Annotated in this window: 14 protein-coding genes; 4 read left to right on the top strand and 10 right to left on the bottom strand. The window is 59.9% G+C overall.

The features are described 5' to 3' along the window. Nucleotides 1-23: 23 nt before the first annotated feature. Both ribH and ACGHP5_RS08925 read right to left on the bottom strand, forming a co-directional pair. Nucleotides 24-554 carry a 6,7-dimethyl-8-ribityllumazine synthase gene (gene ribH / locus ACGHP5_RS08930; RefSeq protein WP_290532733.1) on the bottom strand — a complete coding sequence of 177 codons (531 nt, stop codon included), beginning with the start codon at nt 552-554 and terminating at the stop codon, nt 24-26. 9 nt (nt 555-563) lie between these two features. Next, nucleotides 564-1,247, bottom strand: coding sequence for a tol-pal system YbgF family protein (locus ACGHP5_RS08925; protein WP_295903809.1), 684 nt, complete (start codon nt 1,245-1,247; stop codon nt 564-566). A gap of 105 nt (nt 1,248-1,352) precedes the next feature. On the opposite strand from ACGHP5_RS08925, the gene recF reads away from it, so the two are divergent. Both recF and ACGHP5_RS08915 read left to right on the top strand, forming a co-directional pair. Beyond that, nucleotides 1,353-2,555: a DNA replication/repair protein RecF gene (gene recF, locus ACGHP5_RS08920; RefSeq protein WP_390566292.1), complete on the top strand. Its 1,203-nt coding sequence runs from the start codon at nt 1,353-1,355 to the stop codon at nt 2,553-2,555. A 14-nt stretch (nt 2,556-2,569) separates the two neighbouring features. After that, complete coding sequence (locus tag ACGHP5_RS08915; protein WP_337656704.1) at nt 2,570-2,842, top strand: DUF721 domain-containing protein; 273 nt, start codon at nt 2,570-2,572, stop codon at nt 2,840-2,842. 126 nt (nt 2,843-2,968) lie between these two features. Here the strand turns inward: ACGHP5_RS08915 and ACGHP5_RS08910 are convergent, their stop codons facing one another. The 3 genes from ACGHP5_RS08910 to ACGHP5_RS08900 form a co-directional block, all read right to left on the bottom strand. Beyond that, entirely contained in the window at nt 2,969-4,168 is a 1,200-nt protein-coding gene (locus ACGHP5_RS08910) for an OmpA family protein (RefSeq protein ID WP_290532729.1), read from the bottom strand. Between the two features lie 171 nt (nt 4,169-4,339). Further along, nucleotides 4,340-6,892 (bottom strand): adenosylcobalamin-dependent ribonucleoside-diphosphate reductase, encoded by a 2,553-nt coding sequence (locus ACGHP5_RS08905; RefSeq protein ID WP_290532728.1) that lies wholly within the window; start codon nt 6,890-6,892, stop codon nt 4,340-4,342. 194 nt (nt 6,893-7,086) lie between these two features. Then, complete coding sequence (locus ACGHP5_RS08900; RefSeq protein ID WP_290532727.1) at nt 7,087-7,461, bottom strand: RidA family protein; 375 nt, start codon at nt 7,459-7,461, stop codon at nt 7,087-7,089. A gap of 229 nt (nt 7,462-7,690) precedes the next feature. Between ACGHP5_RS08900 and ACGHP5_RS08895 the strand changes: the two genes are divergently transcribed. Further along, a complete protein-coding gene (locus tag ACGHP5_RS08895; protein WP_290532726.1) occupies nt 7,691-8,119 on the top strand; it encodes an META domain-containing protein in 429 nt (142 codons plus the stop codon). Between the two features lie 158 nt (nt 8,120-8,277). Here ACGHP5_RS08895 and ACGHP5_RS08890 read toward each other — a convergent pair whose 3' ends face one another. The 5 genes from ACGHP5_RS08890 to ACGHP5_RS08870 all read right to left on the bottom strand — a co-directional run bounded on the left by ACGHP5_RS08890 (nt 8,278) and on the right by ACGHP5_RS08870 (nt 14,495). Next, nucleotides 8,278-9,276 (bottom strand): malate dehydrogenase, encoded by a 999-nt coding sequence (locus ACGHP5_RS08890; protein ID WP_290532725.1) that lies wholly within the window; start codon nt 9,274-9,276, stop codon nt 8,278-8,280. Nucleotides 9,277-9,355: 79 nt separating this feature from the next. Next, nucleotides 9,356-9,952, bottom strand: coding sequence for a recombination mediator RecR (recR, locus tag ACGHP5_RS08885; protein WP_290532724.1), 597 nt, complete (start codon nt 9,950-9,952; stop codon nt 9,356-9,358). Next, nucleotides 9,953-10,771 (bottom strand): tetratricopeptide repeat protein, encoded by an 819-nt coding sequence (locus tag ACGHP5_RS08880; protein WP_295903828.1) that lies wholly within the window; start codon nt 10,769-10,771, stop codon nt 9,953-9,955. 4 nt (nt 10,772-10,775) lie between these two features. Continuing rightward, nucleotides 10,776-12,635 carry a BatD family protein gene (locus tag ACGHP5_RS08875; protein ID WP_295903831.1) on the bottom strand — a complete coding sequence of 620 codons (1,860 nt, stop codon included), beginning with the start codon at nt 12,633-12,635 and terminating at the stop codon, nt 10,776-10,778. Between the two features lie 246 nt (nt 12,636-12,881). Beyond that, a complete protein-coding gene (locus ACGHP5_RS08870; protein WP_390566288.1) occupies nt 12,882-14,495 on the bottom strand; it encodes a fumarate hydratase in 1,614 nt (537 codons plus the stop codon). A 184-nt stretch (nt 14,496-14,679) separates the two neighbouring features. Between ACGHP5_RS08870 and ACGHP5_RS08865 the strand changes: the two genes are divergently transcribed. Further along, nucleotides 14,680-15,681: a class II fructose-bisphosphate aldolase gene (locus ACGHP5_RS08865; RefSeq protein WP_290532720.1), complete on the top strand. Its 1,002-nt coding sequence runs from the start codon at nt 14,680-14,682 to the stop codon at nt 15,679-15,681. The last annotated feature ends 14 nt before the right edge of the window (nt 15,682-15,695 follow it).

Here is a 15,695-nt window from a genome sequence, read left to right as displayed (position 1 = left end):
CGGAAGATCGCCGCTTTAGGCAATCAGTTGATATTGCGCCGGTCGGGTTCGTGGTCGGGCGAAGCCGCCTCCATGTCGATCTGCAACTTCACCATGTTGATGGCCGTGGCCGCAGCCTCGTCGCCCTTGTTGCCGTGGCGGCCGCCGCAGCGGTCGAGGGCCTGCTGCATGTCGTTGACCGTCAGCACGCCGAAGGCGATAGGCATGTTCCACTGGATTTGCAGCTGCGTGATGCCCTGCGTCACGCCCTGGCAGATGAAATCGAAGTGGCGCGTGTCGCCCTGGATAACGCATCCGAGAGCGATGACGGCGTCCACGTCGGTATACTCCGCGAAGAACTGCGCGCCGAGCGAAAGTTCGAACGTGCCCGGGACATACTTGACCTGGATATTCATATCGGGGCACCCGGCGGCACGCAACGTACGCACGGCTCCCTCCAGCAGGGCCTCGGTGACCTCGCGGTTCCACTCGGCCACGACGATACCGAACCGCATATCCGCGGCCGAAGGCAGGGGTGAGTCGAATTTGGAAAGGTTGTGATTCTTGGTCGCCATCGTCCTCCGTTATTTTACGCTGCCGAGCAGCTTCTCCGCATCGCGGGCCTCCATCGAGGCGGGATACGAGGTCATGATCTCTTCATAGAAAGCCGCGGCTTTCTGCTCATTGCCCTGGGCCTGCTCCGCAAGACCTGCCTTGCGCAGGTACATCGGAGCCGTCAGGTTGTTGTCGGCGGCCTTCACGGCCTTCTCGTAGAACTTCACCGCCTTGGCGTAGTCCTGCTGCTCGACGGCGATGTCACCCTGCAGACCGTAGTTCTGGGCGTTGATCAGCTCTCCGGGGATGCCTTTCAGCTGCGAGAACTTCGCCAGGTATTTGGCGGCGTTCTCCAGATCGCCCGTACGCAGGTAGCAGATGCCAGCATAGTGCTTGGCGAGGTTGCCCGAAGGCGTCGAGCCGTACTTCTCGATCACGTCGAGGAAACCGGCCCCGTTGTCGTCGCCCAGCAGCGCCGTCTCGAAATCGGGATTCTCGCCTTCGAAACGGTTCTGCGCCTCGGCGATCATCTCGGCGGCCTTCGTGGCGCGGGGCTGGAGGATCAGCGAGCGGTAACCGAAAACGAGGGCTGCGAGGACGAGCAGGCCGAGGAAAACGTAGGACATCATCCGGCCGTTCCTCTCGAAAAACAACTCCGTTTTGTTCATTGCTTCGCCGAGGGTTTCCTGCTCGGCGACGTTCTGCTTTGCCATATTGCTTGTTGTGTTATTAGTTTATAATTCGTACGATAGTCTGCAAAGATACAAAACTATTCACAATGTGCAATGTCGTGTCCGGATTTTTTGTATTTTTGTCCTATGCATCTGAAGAAAATAGCACTGCTGAATTTCAAAAACATCCCCCAGGAGGAACTCGTGCTGTGCCCCGGCATCAACTGCCTGGTGGGCGACAACGGCGCGGGCAAAACCAACGTCGTGGACGCCGTTTACTACCTGTCGATGTGCAAGTCGTCGCTGCAGATGACCGACGGGCAGAGCATCCGCCACGGCGCCGACTTCTTCCTCGTCGAAGGGACTTACGCGAGCGATGCGGGCAGGCGGGAAACCATCGTGTGCAGTTTCTCGCGCAAGGGCGGCAAGGTGCTCAAGCGCAACGGCAAGGAGTACGAACGGCTTTCGGACCACGTGGGGCTGATTCCCGCGGTGATCGTGTCGCCGGCCGACAGCGCGCTGATCTCGGACGCCGCCGACGAGCGCCGACGCTATCTCAACGCCTTCATTTCGCAGCTGGACCGCGCCTACCTCGGCTCGGTGATGCGCTACAACGCCGTGCTGGCCGAGCGCAACCGCCTGCTGAAAACACGGCCCGACGAAACCATGCTCCAAATCTACGACATGCAGCTGTGCGAACACGGCAAGGCCATCCACGCCCGGCGGCAGGAGTTCGCCGAGCGGCTGCAACCGGTGACCGCGGCCTATTACCGCATCCTTTCGGGCGATAGGGAGCAGGTCGAGCTGCACTACAAATCGGAGCTGAACGACCGTCCGTTCGAGGAAATTCTGCTCGACGCGCGGCAGAAGGACATCGTCAACGAATTCACGACGGCAGGCATTCACCGCGACGACCTGGTGCTGAAAATCGGGGGATATCCTCTGCGCAAATACGGGTCGCAGGGGCAGCAGAAATCCTTCCTGATCGCCCTCAAACTGGCGCAGTACGCCGTCGTCGCCCAAGCGAAGGGCGAACGCCCGATCCTGCTGCTGGACGACCTGTTCGACAAACTCGACGCCGGGCGGGTCGAACAGCTGATCCGTCTGGTTTCGGACGACACCTTCGGGCAAATTCTGATCACCGACTGCAACCCGACACGTCTGAAACGGATTCTCGACAAGGCGGGCGGCGACTACACGCTCTTTTCAGTCGCCGAAGGTGCCGTAACGCAGGAGCGGAACGCGGCGGAAGGCTCGGAGAAGGCAACGGAAAACGCAGCGAAAGACGCAGCGGCAAATGCAGAAAAAGAACAATCCCTACGCCCGGAATCAACCGACGAACAGCCATGAGACGGACCAAAACCATGCTGATGGGCGACTTGCTGGAGGAGTTTTTCAAACGCCCCTATATCGCCGCGAAAGTCGCCGAAGGCAAGCTGCCGGATACATGGCGCGAGATCGTCGGCGACCGCGCCGCGGAGGTCACCACCGAATTGCGGCTCGAAAAGCACATCCTTTACGTACGCATTCAGTCGAGCGTCCTGCGCTCGGAACTTTTCTACCAGCGCGAGGCGCTCAAGGAGGAGATAAACCGCCGTTCGGGCGTACGCCTCGTCAACGCCGTCATCATCCGGTAAGTCCGGGTTCGGCCAAAAAGCATACCTTATAAATATATACATGAAAAAAGATGCCCGTAACGGAGCATCTTTTTTCGTTGTGACGGAAAGGCCTCATTCACGGCCCCTCCCCAATACGGCCCGGCCTTATTTGATGATCACGGCGCGGTTGGCCTTCTGGTTGTTCTCGTAAACGTTGGCTGCGTTGCCCTTGCCTTCGTAGGTCAGCTGTTTGGGGTTCACACCGCATTTTACGAGGAAGTCGTAAACGCTCTTGGCACGGTTCTCGGCAACGCGCTTGTTGCCTGCGGCCGTACCCGTCTGCTGGTCGGCATGGCCCTCGATCTTGTAGACCCGGTCTTTCGGACCGCTCTTGATCAGGTCGGCCATCAGTTCGAGGCGGGTCTTCTCCTTCGGCGTCAGCTTCGACATGCTGTAATCGTAGAAGATGATCGAAGTCGGGCTGAGGGTGTTCACCTTCTGTGCGGCAGCGGCTTCTGCGGCAGCCTTGGCAGCGGCAGCGGCGGCGGCAGCTTTAGCGGCTTCGGCCTCGGCCTGCGCAGCCTTCAGCTTGTTGGCCAGGTCCGCATTCTCCGACCGGGCGGCTTCGAGGGCGGAATTGCCCGCAGCCACTGCATTCTGGAAAGCGCGGATGTCGTCGGCCGTATAGCCCGGAACGCCGCGCTCCCAGCCACGCTGGTTGAAGCGGTAGGTGATACCCGCCGTAGCGGTGAGCCCGGCCAGGTAAGAGCCGTTCATCTTCGCGGGACAAATGCTCGACTTGGTGAGCAACCCCTTGAGTTCGATATTGAAATCGAAGGCCGGCGACAGGCGGAACTTGCTGAGCAGACCCGCCGTGAAGGCGAACTCCTGGCGCGAACCGGATGCGTTCTCACGCTGGCTGCGGTCCGTGAAGTTCGAAGCCATGTAACCGAAACCGGCGAACGGCACGGCATACCACGCACGGTCGGCGCGGTAACCGCCGATCCAGTTCGATGCGTTAAGCATGAAATCCACATGCCCGAACATGTACGGCCACGTCATCTTACCCAGTTCGGAGTCGAAGTTATTGAACCATCCGCCCTGCAACTGGGCACGGATACCAACGATCGGATGCATCCATTTCGTTACCGACAGGTTGCCCTCGAAGCCGAAGCGGTCACCCCAAGAGCCGATATTACCGCCGTTAGAGAAGGCTGTGCCGGTTCCGAAACCGGCCGAAATCTCCCAATTATCCCAGAATCCGTTCGACACGAATCCGGCAACGCTCGGTTTCTTCGGCGTTCCATCGGCAAATGCGGCGGAGGCGAAAGCCACGAGCACAAAAGTCAAGAAAATTTTTCTCATAATGTTCATCTTTAATACGTCTCACATACTTGTCGTAAAAGTAAGCATTTTTTCACAAAAACCATTCAAATCCGGTCGAAAAAACAGAAAAAAGAAACCTTTGGAGCCAAAAAAGCCCCAAATGTCTGAACATCGGGGCTTTTTAGAACACAAATCAGGTAAAAACGGACATCATCCGCATTTGGAATAGCCGCACGACATGCAGGTCAGGCAGCCGTTCTGATAGGCCATATTCTCCTGTCCGCAGCTCGGACATTTGCCCTTGGATTTCGTGCCGTCGACGATATACTGTTTCAGCGCACGGCACACGCCGGTCTTCCACGTGTTGATCGACTCGCTGTCCAGGTGCAGGGACTCGATCAGCGACACGGTCTTCTCGATCGGCATGCCGTGGCGCAGCACGCCCGAAATGAGTTTGGCGTAGTTCCAGAACTCCTCGTTGAACAGGCGCGAAATGCCGCCGATGGTGTTCGTGTAGCCGTAACGGTCGGTGTACTGGAAATCGTAGCGTTTCGTGCCGTCCGCCTCGCGGACCTTGATGATGAAGCCCTTCTTGATCTTCGGGGGAATGAACATGGCATCCTCCTCGATCTTACCCGTGAAGACCTCGTAGGGACGCCCGTCCTGCAGACCCACGAAAGCGATCCAGTCCTCCGTGCCGTTCTTGAACCGCACGATGTCCGCCGGAATCGACTTGGGACGCTTCGGCGCCTCGCCGGGATGCTCCTCGCACTTCTTCCTGCTCCTGGCGTTCTTCTCCAGCAGCACGCCGTCGCGACAGCCGTCGCGGTAGACCGTGACACCCTTGCAGCCGCACTCCCAGGCCGTGCGGTAAACATCGGCCACCAGCGCCTCCGAGACGTTGTTCGGCAGGTTCACCGTCACCGAGATCGAGTGATCGACCCACTTCTGGATGGCTCCCTGCATCTTGACCTTGGCCACCCAATCGATGTCATTGGCCGTGGCGCCGTGATAGGGCGACGCGGCGACCCACTCGTCCAATTCGGCATCGGAGATCGTCGCCAGCTTCGAAGTGTCGTATCCGTTGGCCTCCAACCACTTGACGAAATTGTGGTGGTAGACGTTATACTCCTGGAACTTTTCGCCCGTTTCGTCCTCGTAATCGACGTGGGTGTCCACGTCCGAAGGATTGATCTTGCGGCGGCGCTTGTAGACGGTGCGGAACACCGGCTCGATGCCCGAGGTGGTCTGCGACATGAGCGACGTGGTGCCCGTGGGCGCGATGGTCAGCATGGCGATGTTGCGGCGGCCCACCTTCGTCATCTCCTCGTAGAGCGCCGGATCGGCCTCACGGATGCGGGCGATCATCGGGTTGTTCGCCTCCTTCGCAGCGTCGTAAACCGGGAAGGCACCGCGCTCAGCGGCCATCTTCACCGAAGCGCCGTAAGCCGCCAGGGCGAGGCACTTCTGCACCTCGACGGCGAAGTCGATCGCCTCCTGCGTACCGTAACGCAGGCCCAGTGCGGCGAGCATGTCGCCCTCGGCCGTGATGCCCAGGCCCGTACGGCGGCCCTTACGCGCCATTTCGCGGATCTTCTTCCACAGTTCCAGCTCCACGCGGCGCACGTCCATGTCTTCGGGGTCGGCGGCGATCTTCTCGATGATCAGCTCGACCTTCTCCAGTTCGAGGTCGATGATGTCGTCCATCATGTGCATCGCCTTGTAGACATGGTCCCTGAACTTGTCGAAATTGAACTTCGCATCGGCCTTGAACGGGTTGTCCACATAGCTCAACAGATTCATCGCCAGCAGGCGGCACGAATCGTAGGGGCAGAGCGGAATCTCGCCGCAGGGATTGGTCGAAACCGTCACGAAACCCTCGTCGGCATAGCAGTCGGGAATGCTCTCGCGGATGATCGTATCCCAGAACAGCACGCCCGGTTCGGCAGACTTCCAGGCGTTGTGGATGATTTTCTCCCAAAGTTTCCGGGCGTCGATGTCCTGCTCGTATTTGGGATTGTCCGACTTGATCGGGAACTGCTGGTGGTATTTCTTCCCGGCGAGGGCCGCACGCATGAAATCGTCGTCGATCTTGATCGAGACGTTGGCACCCGTCACCTTGCCCGTGTCGACCTTGGCGTCGATGAACCGCTCGGCGTCGGGGTGCCTGATCGACAGCGACAGCATCAGCGCGCCGCGCCGCCCGTCCTGCGCCACCTCGCGCGTCGAGTTCGAGTAACGCTCCATGAAGGGCACGATACCCGTCGACGTGAGAGCCGAGTTCAGCACCGGGCTGCCCGTGGGCCGGATGTGCGAAAGGTCGTGACCCACGCCGCCGCGGCGTTTCATCAGCTGAACCTGCTCCTCGTCCATGCGGAAGATGCCGCCGTAGGAATCGGCGGGATTCTTATGGCCGATGACGAAGCAGTTCGACAGCGACGCCACCTGGAAATTATTGCCGATGCCGGTCATCGGGCCGCCCTGCGGAATGACGTAACGGAAATGGTCGAGCAACGCGAAAACCTCCTCCTTCGGAAGCGGGTTCGGGTATTTTTGCTCGATGCGTTCGATTTCGGAAGCGATGCGCTCGTGCATCTCGCGCGGCGATCGTTCGTAGATGTTTCCGAAAGAATCCTTGAGGGCGTACTTGCTGACCCACACCGTGGCGGCGAGGTCGTCCCCGTCGAAATACTTCTTCGACTCGGCAACCGCATCGTTGTAATTGACTTTCTGCGGCGTGTCGGCTTTGGTGGCTTTTGACATAACTATTTTCAGGCTATTATTTCTATATTTTCAGATTTCAGGCGTCACGGCGGGCAAAACCCGGTTCTACAAAATTGCGGCTTTTCCGGATAAAAAGCCAGCATGAAGAACCAAACTTATCCACAAAATATCTACAAAAGGACAAAAGGCACGCCCCAGAGACCCGGGGCGCGTCTTCGGACCGAAGGCGGTAGTTATTTCACCGCCACGGCGTCGATTTCGACCAGCGCGCCCATCGGCAGCGCCGCGACCTCATAGCACATGCGCGCCGGCATCTCCGAGGTGAAGAACTCCGCATAGACAGCATTCATGGCGGCAAAATCGCCGATCGACTGCAACAGGACCGTGGTTTTCACCACGTCGGAATAATCGTACCCGGCTTCACGGAGGATATGACCGAGGTTCGTGAGCGACCGGCGCGTCTGGGCCTCGATGCCTTCGGCCATTTTTCCGGATGCGGCGTCGATCGGAAGCTGTCCCGAAACATAGAGCGCACCGCCGGCCCCGACGGCCTGCGAATAGGGACCCACGGCCTTGGGCGCATGGGGTGAAGCGATAATGGTTTTCATAAGGAACGTTTTTTAATCATTTGCAAATTCACACTTCGATGTAACAGTCGCTTTAGAACGTTGTCATTGCCGCCTGCGGCGTCACCCGGCTATAAGCCAGGCTCCAAGAGCGAAACCCGATTGCCGGGGATCGGATCCAATCTGGGCTCCCGACAGCTAAAAGCGTCGTTACGACACCAAAGGTACGATTTATTCCCTATATTTGCCGTATGATATAAATGGAAAAACAATGAAGATTTTACTCAAAATTGCGATAGTCGCTGTCGCTGCGGCCTTTATGGCCGGATGCTGCAACTGCCGCTCCTACCAGAAAAAGACCCGCCGCCCGCTGGCGGGGACCGAGTGGCAGCTGATCCAGCTCGGCGGCAAGGCGGTCAAACCCGAAGAGGGCAAATTCACCGTCACGCTGCTGACCGAGGGCAACCGCCTGACGGGCGTCGGGGCCTGCAACCGCCTGATGGGCACGTACAAGACCGACGGGAAACGCACGCTGAAAATAGGCCCCCTCGCCTCGACGATGATGGCCTGCCCGGGCATGGAGCAGGAGGACGCCTTCACCAAAATGCTCGAGTCGGTGACCCATTACGACATGGACGGCCCGATGCTGCTGCTGTTGAGCGACGGCGAACTGCGCGCCGTGTTCCAGGCAAAACCGTGACGGTCCGGGTGCTGAAAAGTTCCCCGCGCTGGGAACCGGGAGAGTCGGACGGACGAAAGGTTCCCGTGGAAATCAGGCTCCCCGTGGACTTCCGCAGACAAAATTGAAAAGGACCGGCTGTCGAGCCGGTCCTTTTTGCTTCGGCGGTTCCCCGCCGCTTAACGCAGGTGCGGATTCAGACGGCCCCACTCGTCGACGGGAGGCAGAATGCCCATCGAAATCACCTCGTCGCGCAGTTTGCAGAGATGCTCGTAGCTCTCCGTGAGCTTCTTGTGCTCCGCGGCCGTGCCCTGCACGTTCTTATACGACACGCCCTCCTTCGTGATGACGGTCTCCATCGCCATCAGGATGTGTTTGAATTCGTCGTTGTGGACGAATACGCCGGCGGGATAGGTGAACGGCTTGCCGCCCATCGCAGCCGCGATCATCGAGATCGAGATATAAGCCGGACTTTGGAACGACGAACGGCCGCGCAGGTCGATGATGTGCTTGCCGCCCTGAATCACCCGCTGCTGCAGATCGGCCCAGTCGCCTTCGGGCATCTCCTTGCCGATCAGCTCCGAAAGGGGCCGTCCGGCGACGAGCGTCGTCGAGGCGAAGACCGCCATCTGCTCGCCGTGGCCGCCGTAGGTGCGGCAGTTGCGGATTTCGTCGGGCGAGATTTTGAAGTATTTGGCCAGCTCCGAACGCAGGCGCGTGGAGTCCAGCGCCGCGAGGGTCGAGACCTGCGAGGGTTTCAGCCCCGCATAGATCAGCGTGATCAGCCCCGTGATATCGGCCGGGTTGAAGACCACCACGACGTGCTTCACGTCCGGGCAGTAGGACTTGATGTCCTTGCCGAACTGTTCGGCGATCTGGGCGTTGCCTTTCAGCAGGTCCTCGCGCGTCATGCCGGCCTTGCGGGCCGCACCGCCCGACGACACGACGTAAGCCGCATCGGTCAGCGCCTCGCGGATGTCGGTCGTCCACGTGATGTTCACCCCCTCGAAAGCGCAGTGGTAAAGTTCCTCGGCCACGCCCTCCAGCGCCGGTCCATACGGATCGTAAAGGCAAATGTTCGGCGTCAGGCGCATCATCAGCGCCGTCTGGGCCATGTTCGAGCCGATCATGCCGGCCGCACCCACGATGGTGAGTTTCTCGTTCGTTACAAAATCCATAACTTATAATGTTTAAGTCCTCTTGTCTCTGTTTGCCGGCTTCATCGCCCTCCGAAACCCGCTTCTTAAGCCGGGCGGGCTACTCGATCTCCCGGCGGTTCATCAGCGCGTGGGTGATCGTCAGTTCGTCGACATATTCCAGTTCGTCGCCGAAACCGATGCCGCGCGCGATCGACGTAACTTTCAGCCCCGGAAACTGCCGCAGGCGGTTCATCAGGTAGAAAAGCGTCGTCTCCCCTTCGACCGAAGTCGAGATGGCGAGGATCACCTCCTTCACCCCGCCGCGGGCGATCCGCTCGCACAGCAGGTCGATCTTCAGGTCCGAGGGCGAGATGCCCTGCATGGGCGAGATGACGCCGCCCAGCACGTGGTACATGCCCCGGTACTGGCGCGTGTTCTCGACCGACAGCACGTCGGCCACCTGCTCCACGACACAGATCGTCGCATGGTCCCGTTCCCGGTCGGCGCAGATCGGGCAGACCTCCTCGTCGGAGAGGTTGTTGCACTGCGAACAGTAGCGGATCTCGTTGCGGAACCGGTCGATGCTCTCCGTCATCCCGGCCACCGAATCCCGCTCCATGCGCAGGATGTGGATGGCCAGGCGCAACGCCGTGCGGCGTCCCACGCCCGGGAGTTTCGAAAGCTCGCCGACGACGTCCTGTAAAAGTTTCGACATTTAGATCGTTTCGATGGTTTTGCATTCGAGCCACCCCTTCTTTCCGTCGGCAATGGTGATCTCGCACCAGTTGTCGAGGCGGTCGGTGATCTCGACGAGCGTCCCCTCGTGCAGCACGAAGAGGTCGGTCGCCGACTTGTCGGGCGAACTCTTCACGGCCGTCGAGAGCGACATCACGACGGCTTGCGTATCGTCAAGCATCTCGTGCCGCTCGCCCATGGCGAACCAGCTCGTGAGCATGAACACCGCCACCGCGACGAGGGTTCCGTAGAACCCCGTCTTGCGCAACGACAAACGCTGTGCCAACAGGTAGGCGAGGAACAGCGCCAGGGCGCAGACCAGCGCCGCGAGCGAGAAGACGCTCCATGCCGTACAGCTCATCAGACGGCGCACGCCGCGCATCCATTCGGTGAAGAAAAATTCGGGTATCTGCTCGATGTTGTCCTTCGTGCGGGCCTCGGCGACACTCAAATTATAGCGGATGTCGTCGTTGCCGGGAGCCAGCCGCAAGGCCCGGTGGTAGAAAAGTATCGACTTGCCCAGCCGCTCCTCCTTGAAATAGGCATTGGCCAGGTTGTAGTAGAGTTTCATGGAACTCAATCCGCGGGCGAGAATCTGCTCGTAGAACTCCGCGGCGGCGTGAAAGTCGCCGTTGATATAGGCCGTGTTGGCTCGGTCCCACAACTGCTCGGGCGACGCCTCGGCCGCAGGTTCCGGAGCCGCCGTCACGGCAGGCTGCGCCAGCGTGTCGGCTCCCTCCTGCGCATGTGCGCAGAGAACGCCGGACAGCAGGATCAGGAATAGGGTCAATCGTTTCATAACACTATCGTTTTATCACCGATTCGATGCGCGAGATCAGGTTCACGCCTTCGGAATAGACGTCGTTCATGCGGGCCGTCTCCACGGGCGAGTACTGCGCCTCGTCGCACTGGGTGATGATGTCCGTGAACCGCTGAGAATCCTCCGACGAAACGCCCCGTTTGTGCAGCTCCTCGCGGACGTTCTCCTTCGTGAGGTTGGCCACCGGAATGTTGAACTTGTCGCTCATGTAGCCCCACAGCGCGCGGAGCATCTCCTCGTAGAAGGCATGCCGGTTCTGCTCCTCCATATACCTCTTCGCGGCGCGGAAACGCTGCACGGCGACCTTGTTGGCCCGCTTGCCGCGCACCAGGGCGACGTTCTGCGATTCGCGGATCTGCTTGCGCAGCGCCACGTAGATCATCGTGAAAAGCACCAGTACGCCCAGGAGCAGAATCCAGTAGGCGGCGCTGAAGATGAACGGCACGCGCTCGGAGCGCAGCTGCGCCCCGCCCAGCTTGATGAAGCGGATGTCCTGGCCCAGCATCTTCACCTCTTCCTTCGACATGCCGCGCCCCTGCATCACCACCGCATCGCCTCCGCCGCGGGCATCGGGCGTGATTTCGAGCGTCAGCGGCTTCGAACGGAGCGTCACGTACTGCACCCGCTGGGGGTCGAAGTAGGTGAACTCGATGGGTTCGATGTCATAAGTGCCCTCGGCACGTGCGATGAAAGGGTATTCGAACTGGCGGTAGCCGGAGATGCCCGTGGCCGACGTGTTGATCGACTCGGTGGTCTTGACGTTATACTGCTCGAACGAGGTCGGAAGCGGCAGTTTCGGGGCCTGCACGAAAGTCAGGTTGCCCGTGCCGGAAATTTTCACCGTAAAGGTCGCGCCCGAGTTGGCCGCGATGCGCTCCGAAGGCAGCTGGGTGTCCATCGTGAAACGGCCCACGGCCCCGCTGAAACTCGAAGGAGCACCCGACGGCAGCGGCTTGACCGTCACCGTGGCCCGCTGGCTCTGCACCTTGCGCGGCACGTTGAACACCTCGCGGCCGCCCCCGAAGAAGGGATCGGCATTGCGGCTCTGCACCACGACCTGCGCCACGACGGTCATGTCCACGGGGTCGATCGTGAGCGAGCCGACCTGCTGCGGATAGAGCAGGTAGTCGTACAGCACACGCGTCTCGTACACCTTTCCGTTGTAGGTCTCGCGCCCCACGCGGGCCGAATTGGGATCGGTGAGGTCCTGCGACCAGAAGCCGTTGAACGACGGAGCCGACTCGGGAACGATATTGACGTAGGGAACCCGCGTATAGAGTTTGAAAGCCACATGCAGCGGCTCGTTCTTATACACGGACGACCGTGAAACCACGGCCCGAAGCAGGATGTCGTCCTTGGCGACCTGCCCCTGCGCGCTGGCCTGCGCATCGCCCGAACCGCCCGTACGCCCCTGGGGCTGCTGCCGCGCCCGGGAGGCGTCGCCCTCGTTCACGATTTCGATCGGCAGCGGCTTGGTCCGGTAGGCCGTACCGTCCACCTTGGCCTCCGCGGCGCCGATCGTCACGTTGCCCGCCGCCTGCGGCAGCAGGACATAGGTGATGCCGTAACTGAAACTTTTGGAAATCGAACCGTTTATATATTGTATCGACGAACCGGTCGACACGCTCGGCCCGGCGATTACGTCGAAACCTTCGAACGATGGCGCCTTGAAGGAATCGGCGTCGGGTTCGGCATTCAGCGTGAATTCCACGCGGAAGGCCTCGCCGACGGCGACCATCAACGGCGAGTTGGCTTCAAAAGTGACCTTCTCGGCAGCGGAGGCCGAGAAGATCGCCAGCACGAAGAGTGCCGTCAGGGATATTTTTGCAACAAAATCTCTCATCACAAAGCGATATGTCTATCAATTTGCACCGCAGCCCCGTACCAGCCGGCCGCTATCGCCGCCGATGGCGTCGTTTACAAACCCGACTCCACCCCAAACCTCCCCCCCAGGGAGGGACTTGTCGCGACGCAGCCGGATTTCATCCCGGCTGTTCGCCGGGTTTCGGGACTCACGGCAACCGGGCAAAATCCCATGTACGTCTTTACAACGTAAAGTCGTACCCTTTAGTATATCCGCCCGCAGATTTTAGTGCTTGAAATCGGCGAAAAAGTCGTTCCCCTTGTCATCGACGATGATGAACGCCGGGAAGTTCTCGACATAGATCTTGCGCACGGCCTCCATGCCCAGTTCGGGGAAGTCCACGACCTCGACCGACTTGATGGAGTTCTTCGCCAGGATCGCTGCCGGACCGCCGATCGAACCGAGGTAGAAACCGCCGTATTTCTTGCAGGCGTCGGTCACCTGCTGCGTGCGGTTGCCCTTGGCCACCATCACCAGCGAGCCGCCCTGCGACTGGAACAGGTCCACATAGGGGTCCATGCGTCCGGCCGTCGTGGGGCCGAACGAACCCGAAGCCATGCCCTGCGGCGTCTTGGCCGGACCGGCGTAGTAAACCGGATGTTTCTTGAAGTACTCGGGCATCGGCTTGCCCTGGTCGAGCATCTGCTTGATCCTGGCATGCGCGATGTCGCGGGCCACGATCAGCGTGCCGCGGAGGTTCAGGCGCGTTTTGATCGGGTATTTCGTGAGGATCGCACGCACCTTGTCCATGCCCTCGTCGAGGTCGATGTCCACGGCAGGCGACATCGAGGGAGCCTCGGCCGGCAGGAAGCGTGCGGGATTCTTCTCCAACTCTTCGAGGAAGATGCCCGACGGGGTGATCTTGGCCTTGATGTTGCGGTCGGCCGAGCAGCTCACGCCGATGGCCACGGGGCACGAAGCCGCATGGCGCGGGGCGCGGATCACGCGCACGTCGTGCACGAGGTACTTGCCGCCGAACTGGGCGCCGACACCGCTCTCGCGGCAGATTTTCAGCACCTTCTCCTCCCATTCCAGGTCACGGAAGCAGCGGCCGCCCTCGTTGCCCGAGGTGGGCAGCTCGTCGAGGTAGCCGGCCGAAGCCTTCTTCACCGTCGAGAGGCACATCTCGGCCGACGTGCCGCCGATGCAGATCGCCAGGTGGTAGGGCGGGCAGGCCGACGTACCGAGGTCGAAGATATGCTGCTGGATGAATTTCGTGAGCGACTCCTCGTTCAGCAGCGCCTTGGTCTGCTGGTAGAGGAAGGTCTTGTTGGCCGAGCCGCCGCCCTTGGTGATGAAGAGGAATTCGTACTCCATGCCGGGTTTGCCGCCGTAGATGTCGATCTGTGCCGGAAGGTTCGTGCCCGAATTCTTTTCGTCGGTCATCGTGAAGGGCACGACCTGCGAGTAGCGCAGGTTGCGGTCCTTATAGGTTTCGTAAACGCCCCGGGCGATGCACTCGGCGTCGTCGGCCCCCGTCCATACATCCTCGCCCTTGTGGCCGATGCAGATGGCCGTGCCGGTATCCTGGCAGGTGGGCAGTTCGCCTTCGGCCGAGACGGTCTGGTTCAGCAGCATCGTGTAGGCCACGAACTTGTCGTTGTCGGTGGCTTCGGGGTCTTCGAGAATGTTGCGCAGTTTCTGGAGATGCGCGGCGCGCAGGTAGAACGACACGTCGGCGTAAGCCTCCTTCGAAAGCAGTTCGAGGCCCTTGGGGTCGACCTTGAGGATCTTGCGTCCGTCGCACTCCACGACCTTCACATACTCCTTCGTCAAAAGACGGTACTTGGTTTTGTCGTCCTGAATCGGAAACGGCTCCTGATAGATAAATTCTGCCATGATCGTATTTGTTTGTTGTTTGCTTGCGGTGGATAATCATGCAAAAGTACAAAAAACAATCCGGATTGCGCAACTATTTCCCGCCGGCTGTTATTTTTTTCACAAAAAAGGGCTGTTATTTAGAATTTTTAGTAAATTTGTGCGGTTTTTCGAGTGCAACAAATTCACTAATATTTCAAATACTATGGTATCGTACAAAGATCTGGGTCTTGTGAACACGCGCGAGATGTTCGCCAAGGCCATCAAAGGAGGTTACGCCGTTCCGGCATTCAACTTCAACAACATGGAGCAGCTCCAGGCTATCGTCATGGCTGCCGCCGAGACCAAGTCGCCCGTCATCCTCCAGGTATCGAAGGGTGCGCGCAACTACGCCAACCAGACCCTGCTGCGCTACATGGCCGAAGGAGCCGTAGAGTACGCCAAGGAACTGGGCTGGGCCAAACCCCAGATCGTGCTGCACCTCGACCACGGAGATTCGTTCGAACTGTGCAAGAGCTGCGTGGACATGGGCTTCTCGTCGGTGATGATCGACGGTTCGGCACTTCCCTACGACGAAAACGTCGCCCTGACGAAGCAGGTCGTGGAGTATGCACACAAATACGACGTGACGGTCGAAGGCGAACTGGGCGTGCTGGCCGGCGTCGAGGACGAGGTAGCTTCCGAGGTCAGCCACTACACCAAACCCGAAGAGGTCGTGGATTTCGTGACCAAGACGGGCGTGGATTCGCTGGCCATTTCGATCGGAACCTCGCACGGAGCCTACAAGTTCACCCCCGAGCAGTGCACCGTAGATCCCAAGACGGGCCGTTTGGTTCCGCCTCCCCTGGCTTTCGACGTACTGGCCGCCATCGAGAAGGAGCTTCCGGGCTTCCCCATCGTGCTGCACGGTTCGTCGTCGGTTCCCCAGGAGGAAGTCGAGACGATCAACAAGTACGGCGGTGCGCTGAAGGCTGCCGTAGGTATCCCCGAGGAGGAGCTTCGCCAGGCCGCCAAGAGCGCTGTCTGCAAGATCAACATCGACTCCGACTCGCGCCTGGCCATGACCGCCGCCATCCGTGAGGTCTTCGCCACGAAGCCCGCCGAGTTCGACCCCCGCAAGTACCTGGGTCCCGCCCGCGACAACATGAAGAAGCTCTACATCCACAAGATCAAGGAGGTTCTCGGTTCGGACGGCAAGGCCGAATAAGACATTCCCGCCGG

Origin of the sequence: Alistipes sp. i18-0019-D1 (assembly GCF_042852885.1) — a bacterium.
Lineage (GTDB): Bacteria > Bacteroidota > Bacteroidia > Bacteroidales > Rikenellaceae > Alistipes.
Note: the sequence above shows the minus strand (reverse complement) of the source record. Positions and strands in the feature narration are given on the sequence as shown.